Origin of the sequence: Mannheimia sp. ZY171111 (assembly GCF_017750945.1) — a bacterium.
GTDB lineage: Bacteria > Pseudomonadota > Gammaproteobacteria > Enterobacterales > Pasteurellaceae > Mannheimia > Mannheimia pernigra.
Genome location: NZ_CP046532.1, coordinates 348,397 through 374,470 on the forward strand (window position 1 = coordinate 348,397; position 26,074 = coordinate 374,470).

20 protein-coding genes, 1 pseudogene and 1 other annotated feature are annotated in these 26,074 nt (G+C 36.1%); of the genes and pseudogenes, 14 read left to right on the forward strand and 7 right to left on the reverse strand.

Features of this window, described 5'->3' with window-relative positions; translation table 11 throughout:
- Positions 1-62: 62 nt before the first annotated feature.
- Positions 63-1,334, reverse strand: a complete 1,272-nt coding sequence (locus GM698_RS01575) for a maltoporin (RefSeq protein WP_209289554.1) — start codon at positions 1,332-1,334, stop codon at positions 63-65.
- Positions 1,335-1,418: 84 nt separating this feature from the next.
- Positions 1,419-2,537, reverse strand: coding sequence for a maltose/maltodextrin ABC transporter ATP-binding protein MalK (gene malK / locus GM698_RS01580; protein ID WP_176808097.1), 1,119 nt, complete (start codon positions 2,535-2,537; stop codon positions 1,419-1,421).
- A gap of 368 nt (positions 2,538-2,905) precedes the next feature.
- Between malK and malE the strand changes: the two genes are divergently transcribed.
- From malE to malG, 3 genes are all read left to right on the forward strand, one after another.
- On the forward strand, positions 2,906-4,093 hold the full coding sequence (gene malE, locus GM698_RS01585; RefSeq protein WP_176808096.1) for a maltose/maltodextrin ABC transporter substrate-binding protein MalE: 1,188 nt from the start codon (positions 2,906-2,908) through the stop codon (positions 4,091-4,093).
- A gap of 88 nt (positions 4,094-4,181) precedes the next feature.
- On the forward strand, positions 4,182-5,720 hold the full coding sequence (gene malF / locus GM698_RS01590) for a maltose ABC transporter permease MalF (protein WP_176809759.1): 1,539 nt from the start codon (positions 4,182-4,184) through the stop codon (positions 5,718-5,720).
- Between the two features lie 54 nt (positions 5,721-5,774).
- On the forward strand, positions 5,775-6,665 hold the full coding sequence (malG, locus tag GM698_RS01595) for a maltose ABC transporter permease MalG (protein ID WP_176808094.1): 891 nt from the start codon (positions 5,775-5,777) through the stop codon (positions 6,663-6,665).
- Positions 6,666-6,769: 104 nt separating this feature from the next.
- Here malG and malT read toward each other — a convergent pair whose 3' ends face one another.
- On the reverse strand, positions 6,770-9,496 hold the full coding sequence (gene malT, locus GM698_RS01600) for an HTH-type transcriptional regulator MalT (RefSeq protein ID WP_176808093.1): 2,727 nt from the start codon (positions 9,494-9,496) through the stop codon (positions 6,770-6,772).
- Between the two features lie 167 nt (positions 9,497-9,663).
- Here malT and malP point away from each other — a divergent pair, with 167 nt between their 5' ends.
- From malP to GM698_RS01655, 11 genes and pseudogenes are all read left to right on the forward strand, one after another.
- A complete protein-coding gene (malP, locus tag GM698_RS01605; RefSeq protein WP_209289555.1) occupies positions 9,664-12,033 on the forward strand; it encodes a maltodextrin phosphorylase in 2,370 nt (789 codons plus the stop codon).
- 70 nt (positions 12,034-12,103) lie between these two features.
- The gene (gene malQ, locus GM698_RS01610; protein WP_209289556.1) at positions 12,104-14,182 is read left to right on the forward strand and encodes a 4-alpha-glucanotransferase; all 2,079 of its coding nucleotides are present in this window, start codon (positions 12,104-12,106) and stop codon (positions 14,180-14,182) included.
- Between the two features lie 245 nt (positions 14,183-14,427).
- Positions 14,428-14,569, forward strand: a sequence feature (His leader region).
- 56 nt (positions 14,570-14,625) lie between these two features.
- On the forward strand, positions 14,626-16,002 hold the full coding sequence (locus GM698_RS01615; protein ID WP_176809755.1) for a Na+/H+ antiporter family protein: 1,377 nt from the start codon (positions 14,626-14,628) through the stop codon (positions 16,000-16,002).
- A gap of 94 nt (positions 16,003-16,096) precedes the next feature.
- Complete coding sequence (gene xthA, locus GM698_RS01620; RefSeq protein WP_176812374.1) at positions 16,097-16,900, forward strand: exodeoxyribonuclease III; 804 nt, start codon at positions 16,097-16,099, stop codon at positions 16,898-16,900.
- Between the two features lie 144 nt (positions 16,901-17,044).
- Positions 17,045-17,629, forward strand: a complete 585-nt coding sequence (gene lptC / locus GM698_RS01625; protein ID WP_176808088.1) for an LPS export ABC transporter periplasmic protein LptC — start codon at positions 17,045-17,047, stop codon at positions 17,627-17,629.
- Positions 17,630-17,653: 24 nt separating this feature from the next.
- Positions 17,654-18,160 carry a lipopolysaccharide transport periplasmic protein LptA gene (gene lptA / locus GM698_RS01630; RefSeq protein ID WP_159629341.1) on the forward strand — a complete coding sequence of 169 codons (507 nt, stop codon included), beginning with the start codon at positions 17,654-17,656 and terminating at the stop codon, positions 18,158-18,160.
- Positions 18,161-18,170: 10 nt separating this feature from the next.
- A complete protein-coding gene (gene lptB, locus GM698_RS01635) occupies positions 18,171-18,896 on the forward strand; it encodes an LPS export ABC transporter ATP-binding protein (protein ID WP_176808087.1) in 726 nt (241 codons plus the stop codon).
- Between the two features lie 42 nt (positions 18,897-18,938).
- Positions 18,939-19,469, forward strand: coding sequence for a PTS sugar transporter subunit IIA (locus tag GM698_RS01640; RefSeq protein ID WP_176812372.1), 531 nt, complete (start codon positions 18,939-18,941; stop codon positions 19,467-19,469).
- A 12-nt stretch (positions 19,470-19,481) separates the two neighbouring features.
- Positions 19,482-20,346, forward strand: a pseudogene (gene rapZ, locus GM698_RS01645) (RNase adapter RapZ).
- An 89-nt stretch (positions 20,347-20,435) separates the two neighbouring features.
- Positions 20,436-21,620: an FAD-dependent monooxygenase gene (locus tag GM698_RS01650; protein ID WP_209289557.1), complete on the forward strand. Its 1,185-nt coding sequence runs from the start codon at positions 20,436-20,438 to the stop codon at positions 21,618-21,620.
- Positions 21,621-21,753: 133 nt separating this feature from the next.
- Positions 21,754-22,287 carry a lipoprotein HlpB gene (locus GM698_RS01655; protein WP_209289558.1) on the forward strand — a complete coding sequence of 178 codons (534 nt, stop codon included), beginning with the start codon at positions 21,754-21,756 and terminating at the stop codon, positions 22,285-22,287.
- 230 nt (positions 22,288-22,517) lie between these two features.
- Here GM698_RS01655 and GM698_RS01660 read toward each other — a convergent pair whose 3' ends face one another.
- From GM698_RS01660 to metN, 4 genes are all read right to left on the reverse strand, one after another.
- The gene (locus GM698_RS01660) at positions 22,518-23,342 is read right to left on the reverse strand and encodes a MetQ/NlpA family ABC transporter substrate-binding protein (RefSeq protein WP_209289559.1); all 825 of its coding nucleotides are present in this window, start codon (positions 23,340-23,342) and stop codon (positions 22,518-22,520) included.
- A 78-nt stretch (positions 23,343-23,420) separates the two neighbouring features.
- Complete coding sequence (locus GM698_RS01665) at positions 23,421-24,242, reverse strand: MetQ/NlpA family lipoprotein (protein WP_176809750.1); 822 nt, start codon at positions 24,240-24,242, stop codon at positions 23,421-23,423.
- Between the two features lie 23 nt (positions 24,243-24,265).
- On the reverse strand, positions 24,266-24,943 hold the full coding sequence (locus GM698_RS01670; protein ID WP_159629325.1) for a methionine ABC transporter permease: 678 nt from the start codon (positions 24,941-24,943) through the stop codon (positions 24,266-24,268).
- Complete coding sequence (gene metN, locus GM698_RS01675; protein WP_159629323.1) at positions 24,933-25,967, reverse strand: methionine ABC transporter ATP-binding protein MetN; 1,035 nt, start codon at positions 25,965-25,967, stop codon at positions 24,933-24,935. Before metN ends, GM698_RS01670 begins: the two co-directional genes overlap by 11 nt.
- Positions 25,968-26,074 lie beyond the last annotated feature (107 nt).

Here is a 26,074-nt window from a genome sequence, read left to right on the forward strand (position 1 = left end):
AAAAATGATAAAGTGATGGAAGAGTGGGTAGGTCAATTCCCCACCCACCATATCTTTAATGATTACCACCAAGCTTCAAATTGAACGCCTGTGATAAACTCGCCGTCTTTGGCTTTGTAGCCAGCATCAGTACGATCTTTAGTTTTAAATTTGTCATTCCAATGTGCATAAGTACCAAATACACGGATTGCTGGACGAGCCCAAATGCTATTACCAGCCTGCCATTGTTGTGCAACGGTGTATTTTACCAAGTCATTTTTCTTGCCTGTTGCTTGATCTTTAATGCGATCATAACCAACTTCTAATAATGTACTCATTGTATCGTTCCATTTGTACATTGGACGGATACCTGCAGAGTACCAAGTTTTACCTTTTTTATTATCTAGTTTTGTTTTTTCGTAGATTAAGGCATACATTACTTCAACTTTATCACTCGCTTGTACTACCCCTTGGTTGATTAAACGAAGCATATTACCTTTATTATCTGCTTTCGAACCCTGTGCGTGCCCATTATTCCAAGAAGTCATAGAGTCGGTTGCATATTGTGCAGTAAATTTATTGAAACCACCAAAGAAGTTACCTTGAGTGTATTCCGCTGTTACCATATAACCGTTTTTGGTCGCTTTTTCATTATTGAGTTTAGTACCATCTTTAGTATGAGCATTGCCATAATCAAAGCCTAACTCTAATGAGCCGTCTTTCCAAAGTTCAATACCTGCTAAGCGAACATCAAAAATATCGTTATATACTTCTTTTTTCGCATCGCGGTTATTTACATACGCTTTTTTAGCATAGTCATAGTAATAAGAGAATGCACCGTCTTTCTCTGTATCACGAGTTACCGCTAAAGAGAGTTTTCCGAAGCCTAAATCAACATTTTCAACCCCAGCACCCGGACCTGAAATATCCCAATAGTAGAAGTCGTTCATATGAACATCGTGGCGTTGGTAAAAACGTTTACCAGCCCATAAGGTTGCACCCGGTAAGCTATCCGCAAAGTTTTTGAATTGTACGTTTAATTCACGTAATGCCGGGCTGGTTTCTGTCCAATCGTTGTTGTGAAGCGTACCGCCGTAAGCAAGGTTTGTATCAAAGTAGATAGATTTCTCACCACTTTTGAATAATTCCTGACCTAATTTCAATTCTGCATAGGTATCAGATTCGTTACCTAAACGGTATTTTGAACCACCACCATTTACCGTGAATGCGGATTGCTCCCCCCCCCCCGATGTCCAACCGATACCTGAACGTGCATATCCGTGGAAATCAACCGCTGATGCACTGGCTGCGAACATTGCACCACTGATTGCAACTGCTAGGACTGTTTTTTTCATAATAGAACCTCTCTTAATATGTAGTCTAACTTAGGTTAATGATTACTTGAGGAGATACCCCTTAAAATCAGTAAATAAAATCTTTTATATTCCTTTTTCTACAAATAAACGTTTGCAAGCTGTTCCATCTTCTTTAAACAAATGACAACGCTCTGGAACGATGCCAATATTCATTTCATCGCCTTCATTAACTAATAGCACATCATTTTGACGATAAATCAAGGTTGGCTGTTTAATTTCTGGTATTTCAAGGTGGACTTGAGTTTCATTACCGAGCAATTCTACTACTTGCACAATACCGTGTAAGGTTACTTGAGCTTGCTCGGATGGCAATAAATGTTCTGGGCGAATACCTAAAGATAAATTATCTCCAGTATTTACCCCCTCACCAGAAACGGGTATCCAAAAGTTGTGATGATTTGCATCGGGCAGCTCAATTTTTACTCTTTCAGCTTCTACATCTATTACCTTCACGGGTAAGAAATTCATTTTAGGTGACCCAATAAAACCAGCAACAAAGCGATTAGCAGGATAATGATAAAGTTCTAATGGTTTGCCAACCTGAGCAATACCACCTGCATTTAATACCACAATTTTATCCGCTAAAGTCATAGCCTCTACCTGATCATGAGTTACATAAATCATTGTACGATTTAACTTTTTATGTAATTTAGAGATCTCAACTCGCATTTGTACACGCAAAGCTGCATCAAGATTAGAAAGAGGTTCATCTAATAAAAAGACTTCTGGTTGTGACACTAACGTTCTACCAATAGCTACACGTTGACGCTGCCCACCTGAAAGCGCTTTAGGTTTTCTATCTAGTAAATGAGCAAGTTGTAAAATTTCTGCAACTTGCTTTACACGCTGATCACGCTCTACTTTATTTATGCCAGCTAATTTCAAGCCAAATGACATATTCTCTGCAACATCTAAATGAGGATAAAGTGCATAAGATTGGAAAACCATACCAATTCCTCTCTTCGAAGGCTCTATATCATTCATTAATTTATCGCCAATATAGAGTTGGCCAGTCGTAATATCTTCAAGGCCTGCAATCATACGCAATAAAGTCGATTTTCCGCACCCTGACGGACCAACAAAAACAACAAATTCTCCTTCATTAATTTCTAAATTAATATCTTTAGAAATATGAATATCACCGTAAGATTTGCCCACCTTGCGTAATAATACACTTGCCATAATTAAACCTCTTATATTGTTTTTTGTTTGTGGTTTGAATTTAGCAGAATAGTCACGTTTTTACCTAAAGAAGAAATCATCCTAGAACAATTTTTTTTAGGATTAGACACATCATGCTATTTACTTTATTCCTAAGGTTCCTATTTTAAAAATTCTTATAAATTTTGTGATCAATATCTCATTTTTTTACCTTCTTTTTGTGAATTCGATCACAAAATTAGAAAAAGTGTTGCTTAATTCATACTTTTAGACAAAGGGGCGTAGAATTAGGGATGATCTCAAATAGAATGAATAGTTGATAATTTGCTATAACCTAAGAGGTAGATAGTAAATATCTATTTCTATCATTTAATCACAAGGAGTTTTTTATGAAAAACAAATGTATCAAATTTACTTTAGCTACACTTGCAAGCTTAGTTCTTTCTGGCACTGTTATGGCCAAAATGACTGAAGGCAAGCTCGTCATCTGGATTAATGGTGATAAAGGTTATAATGGGCTAGCTGAAGTTGGTAAAAAATTTGAAAAGGATACTGGTGTTTCCGTCTTAGTGGAACATCCAGATAAAATGGAAGAAAAGTTTGCACAAGTGGCTTCAACTGGCGATGGTCCTGATATTATGTTTTGGGCACACGACCGCTTTGGTGGATATGCACAATCAGGCTTATTAGCTGAAGTTAATGTAAGCAAAGAATTCAAAGACAAGTTTGTTGATTTTTCTTGGGATGCCGAAACCTATAATGGAAAAATCATTGGCTATCCAGTTGCAATTGAGGCTATTTCGTTAATTTATAATAAAGACTTAGTAAAAGAGGCTCCAAAATCTTGGGAAGAAATTATTGAGTTAGATAAAAAACTCAAAAAAGATGGCAAAAATGCGATTATGTGGAATTTATCAGAACCATACTTCACTTGGCCAGTTGCGGCTTCAAATGGAGCCTATGCGTTTAAATTTGCTAATGGTAAATATGACGTGAAGGATGTTGGTGTAAATAATGAAGGAGCAGTAAAAGCACTACAATTTGTTGTTGACATGGTCAAAAACAAACATATTAGTGCAGATATGGATTACGCGGTTGCTGAAGCCTCATTCAATAAAGGTCAAACAGCATTAACTATTAATGGTCCTTGGTCTTGGGGCAACATTAATAAAAGTGGTATTAAATACGGCGTAGCAGTGTTGCCAACATTAAATGGTCAAGCCTCTAAACCATTTGTAGGGGTATTAAGTGCGGGAATAAATAGCTCTAGCCCTAATAAAGACTTAGCTAAGGAGTTCTTAGAAAATTATCTACTTACAGATGATGGTTTAGATACTGTAAATAAAGATAAGCCTTTAGGTGCTGTTGCATTAAAATCTTATCAAGAAAAACTAGCAGCAGATCCTCGTATCACAGCAACCATGGAAAATGCGAAAAATGGTGAAATTATGCCAAATATTCCACAGATGTCTGCTTTCTGGTATGCTGAAAAAGCTGCAATCAATAATGCTGTAACAGGTCGTCAATCTGTAAAAGAAGCGTTAGATGATGCGCATTCTCGTATTCAAAAACAATAATAATCTTTCAAAATTTGGAGTGGGTTTTAACTACCCACTCTATTTTCATATTCACCCCTAAGTGCAGTAAAAATTTCGAGGTGTTCTTATGCTCGCTCAATCCCAATCTAAATCAACTAATTGGCTAAAATATTTATCAGCAGGATTAGTATTATTGCTTGACTTCTATCTTGTTGTATTAATGTACTCACAAGGTGAATATCTTTTTGCTATTTTAACTCTTATCCTTCTTACCTCTGGCGTTTACATTTTCAGTAGTAGAAATACTTATGCTTGGCGTTATGTTTATCCAGGTATTACGGGAATGGTCATTTTTATCTTATTCCCTCTAGTTGCTACCATTGCAATTGCTTTTACTAACTATAGTGGCTCTAATCAATTAGCCTTTGAGCGTGCAGTTTCTGTACTCACGGAACAACACTATTTTTCTGGAGAGAAATACAATTTTTCTCTTTATTCCCAACCAAATAACAAATATAAAATCTCATTAACTAATCCATCTACAGAACAAGTTTTTGTTTCAGAGAGTATTGTATTAACTACAGGCAATCGCATTGCGGTAACAGAACAATTAGCCCCAGTTGGAAATACTGCTCCACTCAAAACAATTACACAAAATCGTTCTGCACTTCAGTCAATGACAATCATTCTGCCGAACAATAATGAGTTGACAATGAGTTCATTACGTCAATTTTCAGAACAAAAACCACGTTATCAATTCAACGAAGAGAGTAAAACTCTATTAAATAATGAAACCGGTAAACTCTATCAAGCAAATGATGAAACAGGTTTCTTTCAAGAAATTGATGCTAACGGAAACTGGTTAAATGAGACACTGGAACCTGGTTATACAGTAGGATCAGGCTTCAATAACTTCGTTAAAATTTTCACCGATGAAGGAATCCAAAAACCGTTTGTGCAGATCTTTATTTGGACAGTTGTATTCTCTTTATTAACTGTAGTTTTTACTGTAATTCTGGGTATGATACTCGCCTGTTTAGTACAATGGGAAGCACTCAAAGGTAAAGCAATATATCGGTTACTATTAATTTTACCGTATGCAGTTCCTTCATTTATTTCTATTCTTATTTTTAAAGGCTTATTTAACCAAAGTTTTGGTGAAATCAATATGATCTTAAATCAATTATTTGGTATCAGCCCAGAGTGGTTTAACGATCCGTTTCTTGCCAAAGTAATGATTCTTATCGTTAATACTTGGTTAGGTTATCCGTATATGATGATTTTATGTATGGGCTTATTAAAAGCTATTCCAGCGGATTTATACGAGGCATCAGCAATGGATGGAGCATCAACTTGGCAAAACTTTAGTAAAATTACGTTTCCATTATTGTTAAAACCCCTCACTCCGCTAATGATTGCTTCATTCGCATTTAATTTTAACAACTTTGTATTAATTCAATTATTAACAAATGGTCGCCCAGATATGATTGGAACAACGACCCCCGCTGGTTATACTGACTTATTAGTCAGTTATACTTATCGAATTGCATTTGAAGGTAGTGGAACTCAAGATTTTGGCTTAGCTGCAGCCATTGCAACCATTATATTCTTATTAGTAGGTGGTCTTGCACTATTAAATATTAAAGCAACTAAGATGGAATTATAAAAAGGTCTTAAGTGATTATGATCCTTAACCTTGCATAAATTGAAAGGAGTATATATGGCAATTGTTCAATCTAAATCTGCACGTTATCGGGTGTGGGCAACTCATTTAATTTTGATTTCTTTTATCGCCCTGATTATTTTTCCGCTATTAATGGTCATTGGCATTTCTTTACGCCCTGGCAATCTTGCCCTTGGGGATATTATACCAAGCCAAATTTCATGGGAACACTGGCAAGCCGCCTTAGGTTTTGATGTAACACACGCGGATGGCACTGTTACTCCCCCTCCATTTCCTGTATTACGTTGGCTTTGGAACTCAATTAAAATCGCAACTATTACCTCTATCGGTATAGTTACCTTATCTACGACCTGTGCTTATGCTTTTGCTCGAATGAAATTCAAAGGCAAAAAAACCATCTTACAAGGAATGCTCATTTTTCAAATGTTCCCAGCAGTACTTTCTTTAGTGGCTTTATATGCTTTATTCGATAGACTCGGACAATATGTACCATTTTTAGGTTTAAATACTCACGGTGGTGTCATCTTTGCTTATCTAGGCGGTATTGCATTACACGTTTGGACAATTAAGGGGTACTTTGAAACAATTGATGGCTCATTAGAAGAAGCCGCCTCTCTTGATGGTGCAACACCATGGCAGGCATTCCGTCTAATTTTATTACCACTTTCCGTGCCTATTTTAGCCGTTGTATTCATTCTTTCATTTATTGCAGCGATTACTGAAGTACCCGTTGCCTCTTTATTATTACGTGATGTAAACAGCTATACGTTAGCTGTTGGTATGCAGCAATATCTATACCCACAAAACTATTTATGGGGAGACTTTGCTGCAGCTGCGGTATTATCTGCTATACCAATTACATTCGTCTTCTTACTCGCACAACGCTGGTTAGTCGGTGGATTAACCGCTGGTGGCGTAAAAGGCTAAATAAATATAGGTATTCTTTTTGCAGACCAGCTTTGGTCTGCAAAATTTTGTCTAAAAATGACCGCTTGTCTCTCTTGAAAAGCGTTTATAAACATCACTATATTTTAATTGTACCCCATCAACATTAGTAGCTCTTTCGTATAACTAATCGCTTCATTACGATTAGTAACGCCTATTTTTTGATATAGATTTCTAATATGAGTTTTAATCGTTGTAGCGGCAACTTGTAGTTCATCTGAAATCTGTTCATTGCTATAACCTGAATAAATCAGCCCTAAAACTTGCCATTCACGTTGAGTAAGCGGGCTAATTTTCAGTAGTTCAGGCACTTTAGGATTTTTTAATAACTGATTGACAAAAGCCTCATCAAAATGAGCAAATTTATGACGATAAAATTGATTAATATTTCGTAAAATAAACTGTGCTTTATGCAACACTAATTCATCTAATACATTTAATTGTAATAAATGGCGAATTTGCTGTGCCATTACATCGCCCTCAATGACGAAAGCACTAATAAAATTAGTTTGTCTAGTTAATTTTAGTGCTTGAATTAAATCATTCTGTGCTAATTCTTTCTCTCCCTGTAAAAAATAAAGCCTATTACGCAAAATTAATGCGCGATTCAAATCGCTAACGAGAGAAAATTTTTCAGCAGTTTCAATTAAATTATCCAAAATATCTTTAGCATCAGCATACTCCTCAAGTATTATCCGAGCCCTTACGATATTACGCCATTGTACTTGAGTAAAATGATTTCTATTAGAAGCAGGGAAGGGATTTTGAATCAACCAATTTCTCGCAGCAGAAATATCATTGGTCATTTGCCAATAAAATATTCTTACCTGATCAGCATTAGCGATCCAATCATGATGATAAGAATGAGAATGTTCTAATTGCTCAACTTCTTCTAATAAACGAGAAGTATTATCTAAATTACCTCTTGCTAAAGAAATCTTGGTCAATAATGTTAAAGATTGTAATTTATCTTCAAACTTGGATAATGCTTTCATACCAGCAGTAGCCATAGATTCTGCTTTATCAAGATTATACCATTCCCATAAAATTTTACCCTTTGAACGCAGTAAGAATTCATACATTGGCACTTTTTGTAAATGATTTTCTTTAACAAATTCACTCGCTTTATCTAGCATCTCATAAGCTGCTTGTGAAAATCCTTGAGCAAGTAAAATTTCTGATTGTTGAAGTTGCGCCCATAAAATATTGTGATAAGTATGATGCTGTCTAGCCATTCGTTCTGCTTTCTGCAACATTCCTAACGCTTCTGAAAGATTACCCTGACAATGATGAGCCTCTCCAATAATAGAAGTCGCCACGATATGCGCATAATAAGCACTTTCAGAGAGATCATTCAATGCTTCTGATGCTAATTGGAGTGCCGTATTTTCATCTCCAGAATTTATCGCAACCTGAGCTCTCAATACATTGAATTCCGCATTTGCAGTTTTACTTAATTCGATTTTGTTTTCAGTTAATGCCTGAGAAAAAGCAGACAAAATTCCACCAACCTCTATATGACGATGTTGGCTTTGCACTAACCAAGCTTTTAATAGTACAAGATTGGTATGCTCTGTTAAATGTGTGTAATCGAGGCAATGCAAACTCTCTTCTAATAGTTTTAGCTCCCCTTGATGGAATACTGCCCAAGCATGCTCTTCTAAAATATCTAGCAATAATTTCGTATCCGACAGTTGCATTGCGTGGTATAAGGCTTCCGTTACATATCCTAATTTTAACCACGCCAGTGCAGCTTTTCGATGTAATAAAGGTAATTCATCATATAGCTCGTGTTTACAACATAAATTGAGAAAAGAAGCAAAAAGAGGATGAAATTTCCACCAATTGTCATCAATATTTTGCCATTTACTATTTGCCATTTGTTGTAAAAACATTCCTTGTTTTTCAAGGTTCTCTAACTTTACTCTACTGTATTGTTCACCAGTAACTGCTTGTACTAAGGACTCATTCATTGAATGTAATACAGAACAACGTAAAATAAATAAACGTGTATCATCATCTACTTTATTTAATACTTCTTCTGCTAAATATTCATTTATATGAAAATTATTCGACTTAGATAATCGTTTAGCAATATCTTGTAATGGAACATTGAAAGATTGTGATTTATTCTTAGCAAACAAGCTAATTAATTGAAATGCTGTTGGCCATCCTTCAACTTCATTACATAATTTAATAATATCCTGCTGTTTTAACTCAGAACCTAATCTTGTTTGTAAAAATTCTGTACTTTCTCGATGATCAAACATAAGCTGATTAATATCAATTTCCAATAGCTGTTCCTGAACTCTCAAGCTTGCAATACTTAAAGGAGGAATAGAACGAGAAATAAGAATTAAAGTCATATTAGCTGGTTGGTGTTTAATCCAATACTTTAATGCCTCATGGATTTCATCATTTTCAATAACGTGATAATCATCAATAACGAGATAAAAATGCTCAGAAAACTTTCCCGATGTAATCAATAACTGGTTAAATAAAGCTAACAAGTTAGCTTTACGGTTTTCCTCCAATCTAATATCTATCTCTGTATTAATCGCTGAATGCAGTGCTGCACTAAAATAAGATGCAAAACGCTCAGGATTATTATCACCTTCATCTAAGGTATACCAACCAATATTCTTTTTACCTTCAATCCACTGAGATACTAATGTGGTTTTACCATAACCAGCAGGTGCATTAATTAATACAACTGGATAGCTAAATGATTTATCTAATTCTTGAAGTAAGCGTTTTCGGGGAATACTATTTTGTAATCTAAAAGAGCTAACAAGTTTTGATGGTATTAACATAATAAATCCAATCTTCTCACATAACAAAATGAGGATGATATATCCTCCTTTTGAGTTCTAACTACTTCTTAAAAATCATACCACATAAGATGATTACAAGGATGATTTGATTTTATTCAGATCTCACATAATGACAACAATCAACCTTTATTTACTAGGAGCATCCCATGCCATTTAAGTCTATTGTAAAAAAATACTGTCGTTATTTTGATGTAACAGATCCCAAAAACTTTACCTTGCAACAATGGTATCAAATTGTTGCGGAAGGATCTCTTGAGCTTATTTACAGCCAACCTGCCACTAAGCCAACTGAGTCTCGTCATGTCAACTACCTATCTATGGAATTTTTAATTGGTCGTCTAACTGGCAATAATTTAATGAATTTAGGCTACTATGAACAAATTAGTGACTATCTTAAACAATATCAGGTTGAATTAGTAGATGTTTTAGAACAAGAACGTGATCCTGCTCTTGGAAATGGTGGATTAGGACGCCTTGCTGCTTGTTTTTTAGACTCTATGGCAACATTGGGTCAAAATGCAACAGGTTACGGCCTTCATTATCAATATGGCCTATTTAAGCAAAGCTTTAAAGATGGTGTGCAAAAAGAGTCTCCAGACACTTGGAACCGAGATCATTATCCTTGGCATCATTTTAATCCGTCTAAAACTCGCAATATTAGTTTTGGTGGAAAAATCAAACATATTCAAGCTGATAAATACGAATGGATACCCACACTCTCTATCCAGGGCAAAGCCTTTGATTTACCTATTGTAGGATATAAAAATAACATCATTCAACCATTACGGTTATGGCAAGCAGATAGCGATCAGTCTTTCGATTTTGATGCATTTAATGATGGTGAATTCTTAACTGCAGATAAAACAATTGTTAATGCGGCAGCCCTCACTCAAGTACTTTATCCGAACGATAACCACGAAGCAGGGCAAAAATTACGTCTAATGCAGCAATATTTCCACTGTGCTTGTTCTATTGCAGACATTTTAGATCGCCACCTTACGGAAGGTTATCCGCTAGCGGATTTAGCTAAATATCAAGTTATTCAGCTTAACGATACTCACCCAACTCTTGCTATTCCTGAATTAATGCGAGTGTTATTAGATGAATATAGCTTCACTTGGGATCAAGCTTGGAATATTTGCTCTAACACATTTGCTTACACTAACCATACTTTATTACCAGAAGCACTAGAGCAATGGGATCAACACCTATTCGAACAATTATTACCTCGCCATTATCAAATTGTAGAAAAGATTAATGCTATTTTCCATGATCAAGTTAGCTCAAAATTTGGCGAAGATGCCCAAATATGGAAAAAGCTTGCTATACTTTTTGATTATCGTGTGCGTATGGCTAACCTCTGTGTAGTAACTTGCTTCCGTGTCAATGGTGTAGCAAAAATTCACTCAGACTTATTGGTTACAGACTTATTTCCTGAATACCATCAATTATTTCCAACAAAATTCTGTAATGTTACCAATGGCATCACTCCTCGTCGATGGATTAGGCAAGCGAACCCACAGTTAAGTGATTTATTAGATCGCACGTTAAAACAAGATTGGACTAACAACCTTGAAGTACTAAATGGTATAGAAAAATATACTAACGATGCAGGATTCCGTGAAGAATATCGAAATATTAAGCATAATAATAAAATCATTTTAGCTAATGAAATAAATAAGACACTTGGTCTAAATGTAAATCCAGATGCTATTTTTGATGTGCAAATTAAACGCTTCCACGAATATAAGCGTCAGCATTTAAATTTATTAAATATAATTGCAACTTATCAATCATTAAAAGCGAATCCAAATCAAGATTATACACCTCGTTTATTCTTGTTTTCAGGTAAAGCTGCACCAGGTTACTATTTAGCTAAAAATATTATTCACGCAATTAACAACGTTGCAAATATTATCAATAACGACAAACAAGTAAATGATCGTTTACAAGTTGCATTTTTACCTGATTACCGAGTCAGCCTAGCAGAAAAAATTATTCCTGCCACAGACGTATCAGAACAAATCTCTATGGCTGGAAAAGAAGCATCAGGTACAGGTAATATGAAACTTGCATTAAACGGTGCACTAACTGTAGGTACCCTAGATGGTGCTAATGTAGAAATCGCTGAAATAGTGGGAGAAGAAAACATATTTATCTTCGGTCACACAGTAGAAAGTGTACGTGATTTATTATCTAAAGGTTACCAACCGAAGGAATACTATAATCAAGACCCTATACTGAAAAATGCAATTGATTTCTTAGCCACAGGCAAAGCATCACATGGTGATACAGAAACTTTCAGATTAATGTTAGATAGCCTTCTTGAAAGAGATCCATTCCTAGTGTTTGCTGATTTTGATAGTTATCGTAAAACACAGGAAAAAATCGGTATAGCGTATTTAAACCAAGAATCGTGGTTAAATAGTGCCATTTTAAATACCGCTCGCTTAGGCACTTTCAGTTCAGATCGTTCAATTCGAGATTATCAACAACGTATTTGGCTAAATAGATAATCAACTCAGGCGACTTCTAAGATAAGAAGCCGCCTTCATTTATATTTCATATATTCTGGGAGAAAATATTATGACAATCACTGCCAAGCAATTCGAACGTGCAGGTATAATTCCCTATTTTTTCGATGAACGAGGCGTAAAAAAATATGCTTGCAAAAAGATAAAAACAACATTACTAAAAACATTTAACGGAAATATACAAACAAATACAACGCCACTTCCAACAGTAAAAATATTTTATCAAAACCAACCCTATTTTTTACCTTTTAATTTAGTAGATAAAAAACGCTCACTCACAGGAACTTGGCAGCTACAGTTAGAAGATTCAAAAAAAGTTATTGCCGGAAAAATTAAAACTCGTGGTATTACGCTGCCTAAAGATCTACCTTTAGGCTATCATCACTTACAATTAAACATGGTGCATAGCACATTTAATTGCACAATTATTATTGCACCTAAACGCTGTTATCAACCTCAACCACTACTTGAACATAAAAAATTATGGGGAACGTTCCTACAACTTTATACATTAAAGTCAGAACACAACTGGGGAATCGGTGATTTTGGTGATTTAAAGGTATTTATTCAAAAATTTGCGGGCTATCAAGCTGATTTTATCGGTTTAAACCCGATTCACTCTCTTTTCCCTGCTAATCCAAACTCAGCTAGCCCTTATAGCCCATCTTCTCGACTGTGGTTAAACATTGCCTATATCAATATAAATCAATTAATTGAATTTCAGGAAAATGATGAAGCTCAAGCTTGGTTCAATTCCAATGAAGTACAACAACAGCTATGCGAATTACGTAACCAAGACTGGCTCAATTACGAAAAAATTATTCCATTAAAATTAAAAGGACTACGCTTTGCTTTTGCAAAATTTCAGCAAAATATAACCGCTTGCCCTCATCAGGGCTTTTTAGAATTTATAAAAAAAGGAGGGGAAAGCCTGCAGGTGCAAGCAACTTTTGATGCTCTCCACCACTATTTATCTAATCAACGTAATGATCAGTGGGGATGGGATTTTTGGGCAAAAGAATACCAAGACTACCATTCTATAGCGGTACAACAATTTAGAGCAGAACATAAAGCAGATATTGACTTTTATATTTGGTTACAATTTATTGCAGATCAGCAACTAGCCGAATGCGATGCAATATGCCGAGAACAAAATATGACTATCGGTCTGTATCGTGATCTTGCGGTAGGAGTCAGTGCGAATGGTGCAGAAACTTGGAATGATAAACAACTGTATTGCTTGAAAGCTTCAATTGGTGCTCCGCCTGACGTTTTAGGACCTCAAGGACAAAACTGGGGATTAACGCCAATGAATCCTCATATACTCAAACAGCAGTCATACCGCCCTTTCATTGATCTTGTAAGAGCAAATATGAAACATTGCGGAGCTTTACGTCTTGATCATATTATGTCGTTATTACGTTTATGGTGGATACCTAAAGGTGATAGTGCAGCCAATGGGGCGTATATACGTTATCCAGTAGATGATTTAATTGCGATTCTTGCTCTTGAAAGCCAACGCCATCAATGTCTTATTATTGGTGAAGACTTAGGGACTGTACCAAAAGAAATCGTGAGTAAGCTTAAAAACGCAGGAATTTTATCTTACAAAATTTTCTACTTTGAATTTGATGAACAAGGACAAAGTCGTGATTTAAAAAACTATCCTTATCAAGCAATGACTACCCTAAGTACTCACGATTTACCAACAATTAATGGCTATTGGCGTGGTTACGATTTTGAATTAGGCGAAAAATTTGGTGTATATCCAAATGCAGAAATACTGGCAATCTTAAAACAAGATCGTATAAATGCGAAATCAAAAATATTACAACGCCTAGCACAACATCAAGTTAAGCTAGATCCTGAAATTAATCAACAACTCAATAGTGCAATTAATACTAAGTTTATTCACAATTTGCAAACCTATGTCGCAAATGTGAGTAGTGGTTTATTCGGTTTCCAGCCCGAAGACTGGTTAGGAATGACAGAGCCTGTCAATATTCCAGGCACCAGTACACAATACGCTAACTGGCGGCGACGTTTAACTATGAATATTGAGGAAATATTCTCAGATCCAGATATTCAACATCTATTAAAGAAAGTAAATTTTATCCGTAAAGGGCAATAACCATTAAATATAAAATTAAGGCGACATTATTAATGTCGCCTTTTTTACTATAATCCAAACAGAATTTTATATTTGCAAAATAATCGCAAAATATCACCGCTTGTCCTCTTCACCAGATTACAAGCGGTTAAAATGCCTATTGAATACCTTGATAATTTTGTAAAAACAGTTTGATTTTCATTTTTGACTAAGTTATATTTCTACCACTAAATTTCGGAGAATATTATGCGTTTTATTAAACTTCATCATCACTGCCACTTCCCTGAATAATCTTTCGGGCGTTTTGGTATGCTTGGAAGATAAACTCCGAGCAAGTGAAGCCGATAAGTGTATAAGCTAAACTACGATCTCAACCCCTCGGAAGTCCACTTTCGAGGGGTTATTTTTTGTATTAATTAAATAACTTTTCATTTTAATGTTTAAAAAAATAGAGGATAAATACAATGCTATCAAATGAGGTTTTTATTTCGATTATCGTCTTGTTAATACTAAGCCTGCTTAGAATTAACGTGGTGATCGCGCTTATTATTTCTGCACTTACCTGTGGCTTAATCGGTAACTTAGGTATTGAAGGGGTCGGCTTGGCTGATGCCCTGCAAAAAACGATAAAAAGTTTCACTGGCGGTTTAGGCGGTGGTGCAGAAACAGCTATGAACTACGCAGTTCTTGGTGCTTTTGCTGTCGCACTTTCAAAATCAGGGGTGACTGATTTATTAGCTTATAAAGTGATTAAATCTTTCGGGCATAGCCCATCAGGGCGTTCTGTAATGTGGTTTAAATACATTGTGCTATTTGTATTAGTTGCCTTTTCAATGTCATCACAAAACTTAATTCCAATTCATATTGCCTTTATTCCTATCTTAATTCCACCGTTATTAAGTGTGATGAATAAGTTAAAAATTGACCGCCGTGCAGTCGCTTGTGCTTTAACATTTGGCTTAACCGCAACTTATATGTTAATTCCAGCAGGTTTTGGACAAATCTTTATTGAAAGCATTTTAGTTAAAAATATTAACCAAGCAGGTGAACCATTCCAATTAGTCAGTACAACAGCAGAAATGACAAAAGCTATGCTGATTCCTGTATCGGGTATGATTTTAGGTTTACTCTTTGCATTCTTTGTCTCATATCGCAAACCTCGCGTGTATGTAGAACAGACGCTTGAACCCACTACAGATGATATTCAAGCTCGTGTTGCTAGTGTAAAACCTTTCCATATTGGTATTAGCATTTTAGCGATTATCGCAACCTGTTCAGTGCAATTAGCGACAAATTCAACAATTATTGGCGGATTAGTCGGATTAGTGATCTTTGCATTAGGCGGTGTATTTAAATTGAAAGAAAGCAATGATGTTTTCCAAGCAGGCTTACGTTTAATGGCAATGATTAGCTTTGTAATGATTGCAGCGTCTGGTTTTGCTGGCGTCGTCAATTCAACAGGTGGTGTAGCAATGCTCGTTGAGAGCCTACGTGATATTATTTCCTCAAAAGAAACAGCCGCACTCTTAATGCTGGTTGTGGGCTTGTTCATCACAATGGGTATTGGCTCATCATTTTCAACTGTGCCAATTATTACCTCAATCTATGTGCCACTTTGTATATCTTTTGGTTTCTCGCCATTAGCAACTATGTCAATTATAGGCGTTGCCGCTGCACTTGGTGATGCAGGTTCTCCCGCTTCCGACTCCACACTTGGCCCAACATCTGGCTTAAATGCAGATGGAAAACACGACCATATTTGGGATTCTGTTGTGCCAACCTTTATTCACTTTAATATTCCGTTATTAGTATTTGGTTGGATTGCAGCAATGACACTTTAAGTTATAATACGCAAAATTTTGCTAAAAAAAGACCGCTTGCCATACTCACAAGCGGTCTATTTTCATTTATTTTTTACACATCAGGTTACATAGAATGAAATTTATCTCTTTTAATATTAATGGATTACGAGCCCGCCCACATCAACTTGAGGCGATTATCGAAAAACATCAACCAGATGTCCTCGGCTTACAAGAAATCAAAGTAGCCGATGAAGATTTTCCCTACGACTTAGTTAATCATTTGGGGTATCACGTTTTTCATCACGGGCAAAAAGGGCATTACGGCGTAGCATTACTGACAAAAAAAGCACCTATTGCGGTACGTAAAGGTTTCCCTACTGATGAGCTAAATGCCCAAAAGCGAATGATTATGGCAGATATTGAAACCGATTTTGGTGTTTTAACCGTACTAAATGGTTATTTCCCACAAGGGGAAAATCGTAGCCACGAAACCAAATTCCCAGCAAAGCAGAAATTCTATTCTGATTTACAACATTATTTAGAAACGCAACTCAAACCTGAAAATCCAATTATCATTATGGGCGATATGAACATTAGCCCAACTGATTTAGATATTGGCATCGGAGAACCAAATCGTAAACGTTGGCTACGCGACGGGAAATGCTCCTTTTTACCAGAAGAGCGTGAGTGGTTAGATCGTTTACACCGTTATGGTTTGGTGGATACTTTCCGTGTGGCTAATCCAGAAGTAAACAACCAATTCTCGTGGTTTGATTATCGTTCCAAAGGCTTTGATGATAACCGTGGCTTACGCATTGATTTAATTTTAGCGTCGAAATCACTTGCCGAGCGTTGCGTAGAAACAGGAATAGACTTAGACATTCGAGCAATGGAAAAACCATCAGACCACTCCCCTGTTTGGGCAACCTTTAAATAATTTGCCAAAAATCTTACTTTTTTAACCGCTTTCATATATACAAGCGGTTATTTTTTCTCTCTTTTTTGCACTTTTTACAGCATACTATATCCCTATTCAAATCTATGCTACAATCACGCACTATTTTTAGCCGATTTTAAGATTATGAATATACGTTTCACCATTATTTTGCTTATTATTGTTGCCATATTAGGTGGTTGGTATTACAGTTTGAAAGAAAAAGATAATATAGGGCTTGATCACCTCATAAAAAAAGAAGGGCAGCCAGAGTATGTGGGTAGTAAAATATCTACCACCGTTTATGACTTGAAAGGCAATCCGCAATATTTTGCTCAAGCGTCTAACATTAAACGCTATGAATCCACCGAACGAACTGAATTTTCTCAACCTTTTATTGAGCTTTTTGCTAAAGATTCTACGCAAAAACAGTGGAAAGTCAGTGCCGATTATGCGGAAATTACAAAAGAAAAAATATTAAATTTAAAAGGTAATATCAAACTAGATGCTTTAGACCCAGCTTCACGTTTACAACAAATTACAACGGATACCTTAACTGTTGATTTAAATACACAGAATATTTTTACCGAAAGTGCTGTCAAATCAATCGGTTCGGGTTTTACGACAACAGGGGTTGGACTAAAAGGTAATTTAAAACAGCAAGTTGCTACTTTACAAAAAGAGGTGAAATCCTATATTGAACCAACTATTATTAAAGAAACAAAAGAATAATTTGCTTTTAAATAAGGAATAACAATGAAATTAATGTTTAAATCTATTTTAGTAACAATGTTACTAAGTAGTAGCTTTTCGGCTTATGCGTTAAAAGGTGATACCGAACAGCCAATTAATATTGATTCAGGCAGTCAATCATTAGATATGACAAATAATATCGTGACATTTAGCGATAACGTAGTCATTACGCAAGGATCAATAAAAGTAACGGCAGCGAATGTAAAAATTACTCGCCAAGAAGGTAAAAAAGAAACCATTGATGCCACAGGCTCCCCCGTTACTTTCCAACAAACATTAGATAACGGTACGCCTGTAAACGGAAAAGGTAGTCGCATTCATTACGACTTAAATGCTGAATTTTTAACCTTAATCGGTAACGCTGAATTAAAACAACAAGGCAGTTTTATTAAAGCCAATAAAATTACCTATGATGTGAAAAAACAGCAACTTAAAGCAACAAGTCAAGGTAAATCACGTGTGAAAACCGTGCTTATCCCAAATGAACTTCAAAATAATAAGAAAAAATAAGGTTAGTAATATGTCCGTGCTTTATGCAGAACATTTAGCGAAAAGTTATAAACAACGCCAAGTCGTAAAAGACGTAAGTCTTAAGGTCAAATCAGGTGAAATTGTAGGCTTGCTTGGTCCGAACGGTGCAGGTAAAACAACCACTTTTTATATGGTGGTTGGCTTAGTTCGCCACGACCGTGGCACAATCCGTATTGATGATGAAGACATCAGCGTATTACCAATGCACGACCGAGCAAAACAAGGCATTGGCTATCTTCCACAAGAGGCGTCTATTTTCCGTCGCTTAAGTGTATATGATAATTTAATGTCTGTACTCCAAGTGCGTAAAGACATCAACGATAAAGAACGAAAAGCACGTGCCGAAGAATTGATTTCAGAATTTCATATTGAACATATTCGTAATAGCTTAGGACAATCCCTTTCAGGGGGCGAACGTCGGCGTGTGGAAATTGCCAGGGCATTAGCTGCAAACCCAAAATTTATTCTGCTAGATGAACCCTTTGCTGGCGTTGATCCAATCTCAGTCATTGACATAAAAAAAATCATTGTGAATTTAAAAGAGCGTGGTTTAGGTGTTCTCATTACTGACCACAACGTGCGTGAAACGCTAGATGTGTGTGAGCGTGCTTATATTGTTGGTAGTGGTGAGATGATTGCTAACGGCACACCACAAGAAGTACTTGAAAACCCTAATGTAAAACGTGTTTATCTAGGCGAACAATTCAAACTCTAACCAAATCTTCCTTGTAGGGGATTTCATCTTTAGATGAAAATTATGACAAAATTAACTGAATTTTTAAGCCCTGAGAATATTCGTCACGGTGTGCTGGTTTCCAGTAAAAAACGAGCATTAGAATTGATTGGAAAAATAGTGGCACAACATATTAATCAATCCCAATGCTCACAGCAATCTGAAGAGCAGGTTGAAACAATATGCCCTATCAGCTGCTTTTCTAACTTATTTAAACGTGAAAAGCTAGGCTCAACAGGATTAAATCAAGGTGTTGCACTTCCTCACGCAAAATTACCCGCTTGTAAAACCTTAGTTTTAGATAAACCGATTGCGGTTTTTTTACAATTGGAAGAAGCGATTGATTATGTTGCTCAAGACCATAAAGACATTGACTTAATCTATGCCATTATGTTTCCCGAAAATAGCTGCGAACAATACAAAAACTGTTTACCGCAAATTGCTAAGCAATTAACCGATAAACCCTTACTAAAACAGCTCCGAGCAGCAGAATCAGCAGAAGATATTTGGCAAATTTTAATGTATGCTGATAATCACTCAAAAAATGAAGAATAACATTGAGGCAATATGGAGTTAATCATTATAAGTGGGCATTCTGGCTCGGGTAAATCAGTTGCATTAAGAGCATTAGAAGATGTAGGTTATTACTGTGTTGATAATATTCCTTTAGCGTTAATTCCAACTTTAACTGATTACCTCACCCAAGAAAAGCGTTCTGCTGTTATCAGCTTAGATATTCGCAATCTGCCGAATACCCCTAATGCGATTGAAGAATTACTCACTCAGTGCACCTTTAAACACTAAGCTTATCTTCTTGGATTGTGAACGTAATACGCTCATACGCCGTTATAGCGATTCTCGTCGAATTCACCCACTTTCCACACAAGATGATCTATCATTAGAAAGTGCGATTGATTTGGAACGGAAATTGCTCGTTCCATTGGTGCAAAATGCAAACTATATTATTGATACAAGTAACCTTTCTTCACACGAACTAGCAGAAAATCTTCGTTATTTATTGCAAGGTTCTAGCGACAAAGAGCTAAAAATTATTTTCCAATCATTTGGCTTTAAATACGGCTTGCCTACTGATGCCGATTATGTGTTTGATGTTCGATTTTTGCCAAATCCACATTGGCATCCAGAACTCCGCCCAATGACAGGCTTAGAACAACCCGTGATTGATTTTTTAGAACGCCAAACTGATGTACATAATTTCATCTATCAAACACGCAATTATTTAGAAATGTGGCTACCGATGTTAGAAAAAAATAACCGTAGCTATCTTACTATTGCGATTGGTTGCACTGGTGGAAAACATCGCTCTGTCTTTATTGCTGAGCAACTGGCAAAATACTTCCGAGCGAAGGGCAAAAATATACAACTTCGTCATAAAAGTTTGGAAAAACATCACAAAAAATCCTCTAATTAAATTAATAGGATACAAGCGGTTAAATTTATTCCATAAATTGCAATTTTTAAAGAAAATTTGACCGCTTGTACATTTTAAAACGCAATTATATGAAATCTACAGATATTGTTATTATTGGCGGTGGAATGGTAGGGCTTACCCTCGCAGGACTTTTAAAAGACGCAAACTGCCAGATCAAAATTATAGAGCGAAACACGCCTAAATTTTATTCGGATACGATTTACCACCGTGTCAGTGCAATCAATGCGTCAAGCCAAAAAATATTAGAACACATTGGTGCTTTCCAACAAATTCCAACTCATCGCCTATCGCCTTATACAGAAATGTCGGTGTGGGAAAAAGATAGCTTTGCCAATATTCATTTCAACAATAACGATGAAGAAATTAAGCAATTAGGCTTGTCTCAACTTGGCTTTATTATCGAAAATGCTGTAATTAAGCACACGCTCTGGCAGGAAATTTCTAAACAATCTAATGTTGAATATATTGTCGCCTCTCCTCAAACCTTAGGGGTCAGCGAAAACGGGGCATTTCTAACACTCGATAACGGGGAAATGCTTTCGACTAAATTAGTAGTAGGGGCTGATGGGGCAAATTCTTGGGTACGTAATCAAACTCATATCCCATTAACGAGCAAAGATTATCAACATACTGCCTTAGTTTGCAATGTGAAAACGACTGAAAAACATAACAAAGTTGCTCGCCAAATTTTTGCACAAGACAGTATTTTAGCTTTCTTACCAATGGCTGATGAAAATCTTTGTTCTATTGTATGGGCGTTACCGCCTACAAAAGCAGATGAGTTAAAAAATTGTAACGAGCACGCATTTAATAAAGCACTGAGCATTGCATTCGATAACCGACTTGGTTTAGTCGAAGTGCAAAGTTTACGTGAAATTTACCCGCTTACTGCACGCTTTGCCCGCAATTTTGCTCAGCCTCGCATTGCGTTAATTGGAGATGCCGCCCATACCATTCACCCTTTGGCGGGTCTTGGCGTAAATTTAGGTTTTGCAGACGCAAGCACTTTAGCCAATGAAATCAAAAAACATCTCGCTAGCGGCAAAGATATAGGTGAATATCACCACTTACGTCAATTTGAACGGGAACGTAAAGCTCAAGCAGCTAAATTATTAGCCACAATGGAAGGATTAAAACAGCTATTCAATGGTGATCATCCTTTGAAAAAATTAATAAGAGGGATTGGCTTAAACATAACTAACCAGCTTCCTTTTGCCAAAAAATTATTAATTCAGCAAGCTATTTATCTATAATAAATGATATTCAAATAACATAAAGCTCATCTTTTATGAACTAATATTGAGACTACCTGTCTATTAGTTGATACAATAACGAAGAAGCCCCACCCTTTGGTGGCTTTATTTTCATCTTTTTGAGGAATTTTTAATGAACAAATTTACTAAAATCAGTGCAACTGCCTTAGTGGCTTTATTTTTAGCTGCTTGTGATAAACCTTCACAAAATTCAGCATCAGTAACTACATCGACGACTGAAACAACTCAAGTAGCAACACCAAGTGAAGCTGCAAAAGCAGATTACCAAAAATTAATTGCTTGGAATACTGAACAAGATAACACGATGAAATCTGCACAAGCTGAATTACAACAAAAATTAGCAACGCAAGATCCTAAACAAATGCAAGAAGGGTTAAATGAATTTAACAAGAAAGTGGAAGATACTATCAAGAGCTTAGAAAAAGTTGAAGTCTCTGATGCCCAACTTAAACAGTTCAAAGAGAAAACTAAATCTGTTTTAACGCTTTCAAGTGAAGTAATTAACGAACAAGTAAAAGTGATTTCTAATCCAAATGATGAAGCGGCAAAACAAGCAGCAGAACAAAAAACCCAAACCTTAATTGAAGCAGGTAACGAGCTGCAAAAATTAAATGTAGAGCTAGAAAAAAGATTTACAGCTAAATAAGTTAGCAATAAGTACAAAAGCTAGAGTGTTCTCTAGCTTTTTTTATGAACTGAAGAAAGTTTAATACGCTTTCTAAATCAGGCATTTGCATTATTTGCAATTTTTTTGACCGCTTACAAAGCGATTACTACCAAATCCATACCGAATTAAAGTAACACTCCAACACAAAATAGTATAAAAGATAAAAAAATAAGGCATAGTTTTACTACGCCTTATTTCAAATATCTAAATTACCAACCTTTAACAACACCGCCGTTAAATAATTTTAACGCTTCTTGGAATACTTCTTCAGTTTGGAATGATTTTACGAAAGTTTGTAAACGAGGATCATCTTTATTGTCTTCACGACTAACGACTAAATTTACATACGGAGAATCTTTAGATTCTACAATAATACCATCTTTATCTGGACTTAAACCTGCTTGGCCTGCATAAGTATTGTTGATTATCGCTAATTCTACATCATCTAACATACGAGTTAAGAGTGAAGTATCGGCTTGTACGATTTTAATGTTTTTCGGATTTTCAACAATATCATTTTCTGTTGCAAACACATTTTTTGGATCTTTTAATTTCAATAAACCGTGAGCTTGAAGTAATAATAAAGCACGTGCAGTATTACTTGCATTGTTAGGAATTGCAACTGTTGCACCATCTTGCAGCTCAGAAATGTTTTTGATTTTCTTTGAGTATGCTGCAATTGGCCAAACTAAAGTATTACCGATAATCGCTAACTTATAACCACGATCTTTCGACTCTTGCTCTAAATATGGTACAGTCTGGAATGCGTTTGCATCTAAATCTTTAGCGTGTAACGCTGCATTTGGCTGTGTATATTCAGTAAATTGCACTAATTCTACATCTAAGCCATATTTTTCTTTTGCAATTTTCACTGCAACTTCTGTCATTTGTGCTTCAGGACCAGTCATTACACCCACTTTTAATGGAGCTTGTTTTGCTGGTTCATTCGCTACCGTAGAGGCTTTCTCTTCTTTACAAGCACTTAACGCTAATGCTGACACTAATGCCACGCCTAATAGTTTTTTAAAGTTCATTCTGTTTCCTTCTTATGTAAGGGTTTAAAGATATAAAAAGCGATTAGCTTAGACTAATCGCTACTAATAAAAATTAGATTACCAACCTTTCACTACACCATCTTTGAAATGTTTTTGAGCTTCTTGGTACACTTCTTCAGTTTGATAAGATTTAATAAAATTTTGTACATTTGTTGAATCTTTATTATCTTCACGAGCCACAATGATATTCACATATGGAGATTCTTTATCTTCTACAAACACACCGTGATCTTGCGTATTTAAGCCAACTTGACCAGCGTAAGTATTGTTTACTACAGCTAAATCTACGTCATCTAACGCTTTAGCCGCAATAGAAGTATCTACTTCTTTAATTTTTAGGCTTTTCGGATTTTCGATAATGTCTAACGAGGTTGAGAACAAGTTAGTGTTATCTTTTAATTTAATTAATCCTTGTTTTTCTAATAAAATTAACGCACGAGCTAAGTTTGATGGATCGTTTGGTACGGCAATCACAGCATGATTTGCTAATTCAGACACATTTTTGATTTTTTTAGAGTAACCCGCTAATGGATAAACAAAAGTGTTGCCTACAATCACTAAGTTGTTTAGACCTTTTGATTGGCTGTCTTTATCTAAATAGGGTTTATGCTGCATTGCGTTTGCATCTAAATCACCTTTGCTTACTGCGGTGTTTGGTAATGCGTAGTCGTTAAATAATACAAACTCTACTTCTAAACCGTATTTTTCTTTTGCGATTTGTGCAGCACGCTCTGCAACAGTATGCTCAGGACCAGACATTACGCCCACTTTAATTTTTGCAGGCTCTGCTGCAACTGACTCTGTTTTTTTCTCTTCTTTGCAGGCAGTTAGTGCCAGTGCTGAAACTAAAGCGATACCTAATATGTTTTTCAACTTCATAAAAAATCCTCTTTTATAATAAATTAACGATGATCGTAACGTTTCGCTAAATGGTCACCTAATTTCTGGCTTATCATTACAATTGCTACAATAATAATCGTGGCAATCCATTTCACATAGACCATATTACGGTGTTCGCCATAACTAATTGCTAAGTTACCTAAGCCACCACCACCAACAGCCCCCGCCATTGCCGAATAACCAATTAATGCCACCAAAGTTAATGTAATGCCATTGATTAAAATCGGTAAGGATTCAGGTAAATAAAATTTAGTGACTACTTGCCAATTCGTTGCCCCCATTGATTTTGCAGCCTCTGTTAAACCTGACGGAATTTCTAATAACGCATTAGACGTTAGTCTTGCAAAAAACGGAATTGCAGACGCACTTAACGGAACAATCGCTGCCGTTGTGCCAAGTGTTGTTCCTACAATTAAACGAGTAAATGGCAGTAAAATAATCAACAAAATAATAAACGGAATAGAACGCCCAATATTAATCACCACATCTAAAATTTGATGCAATCTTGGGTTTTCTAAAATCTCACCCCTACCTGTTAAAAAGGCTAAAAAACCAATTGGCAAACCAATAATTACTGACAATGCCGTTGCTACAAAGCCCATATAAATGGTTTCAAAGGTAGAAGCCCAAACTAAGCTCCACATTTGAGGCGTTAATTCAGCCATAAAATTATCCCACATAGCCTAACACCTCAACTTTTACATTATTATCCATTAAATAAAACTTCGCTTCCGCAATAGAATCTGAGTTACCGCTGACTTCTGCAATCACAAAACCAAATTTTACGCCACCTGCATAATCAATTTGCGACATCAAAATACTGAAATCAATACCAAATTTTTTCGATGCTATCGAAAGCAGCGGAGCATCAACTGAACGCCCTGTAAATTCAAATTTAATAATCGGCTGACTATGCTCTGTTGGTGAACTTAAAAGCTGCTCTCTATATTCTTGTGGCAAATCAAAATGAAACGTTGATTGAATAAATTTTTGAGCCAACGCCGTTCTCGGATTCGAGAAAATCTCACTCACCGAACCTGATTCAATTAACTGCCCCTTATCAATTACCGCCACACGGTCGCAAATACGTTTTACCACTTCCATTTCGTGCGTGATTAATAAAATCGTCAAGCCAAGGCGTTTATTAATATCTCGTAGTAATTGCAAAATAGATTGGGTGGTAGCAGGGTCTAACGCACTGGTTGCCTCATCACACAATAACACCTGCGGATCGCTTGCCAAAGCACGAGCAATCGCCACACGCTGCTTCTGACCACCTGAAAGATTAGCGGGATAAACATCTTTACGATCCATTAACCCAACCAACTCTAATAATTCATTGACTTTCCTTTCCACTTGCTCTTTTGGCGTATTGCTTAAACGTAACGATAACGCCACATTTTCAAACACGGTTTGTGAAGAGAGCAAATTAAAATGCTGGAAAATCATCGCAATGTTGCGACGAGCGGAAATCAGCTCTTTATCCGACATTGCGGTTAAATCTTGCCCATCTACAATCACTTGCCCGATTGTTGGACGTTCTAATAAATTTACGCAACGAATTAAGGTGCTCTTCCCCGCACCTGATGCCCCAATTACACCGTAAATTGTGCCTTTGGGAACATCAAGGTTCACATTATCAAGAGCAGTAATTTTTTTACCTTTCACCTCAAATTGCTTGCTGATATTTTTCAGCTGAATCATTTTTATATCCAATTTTGATTAATCGTTCTATTTCGACCTATTTTAGACGTCTAGAATGCTATGTCAATTAACAAACCTAATTTTTTTATTCCAAATAAGCATAACGC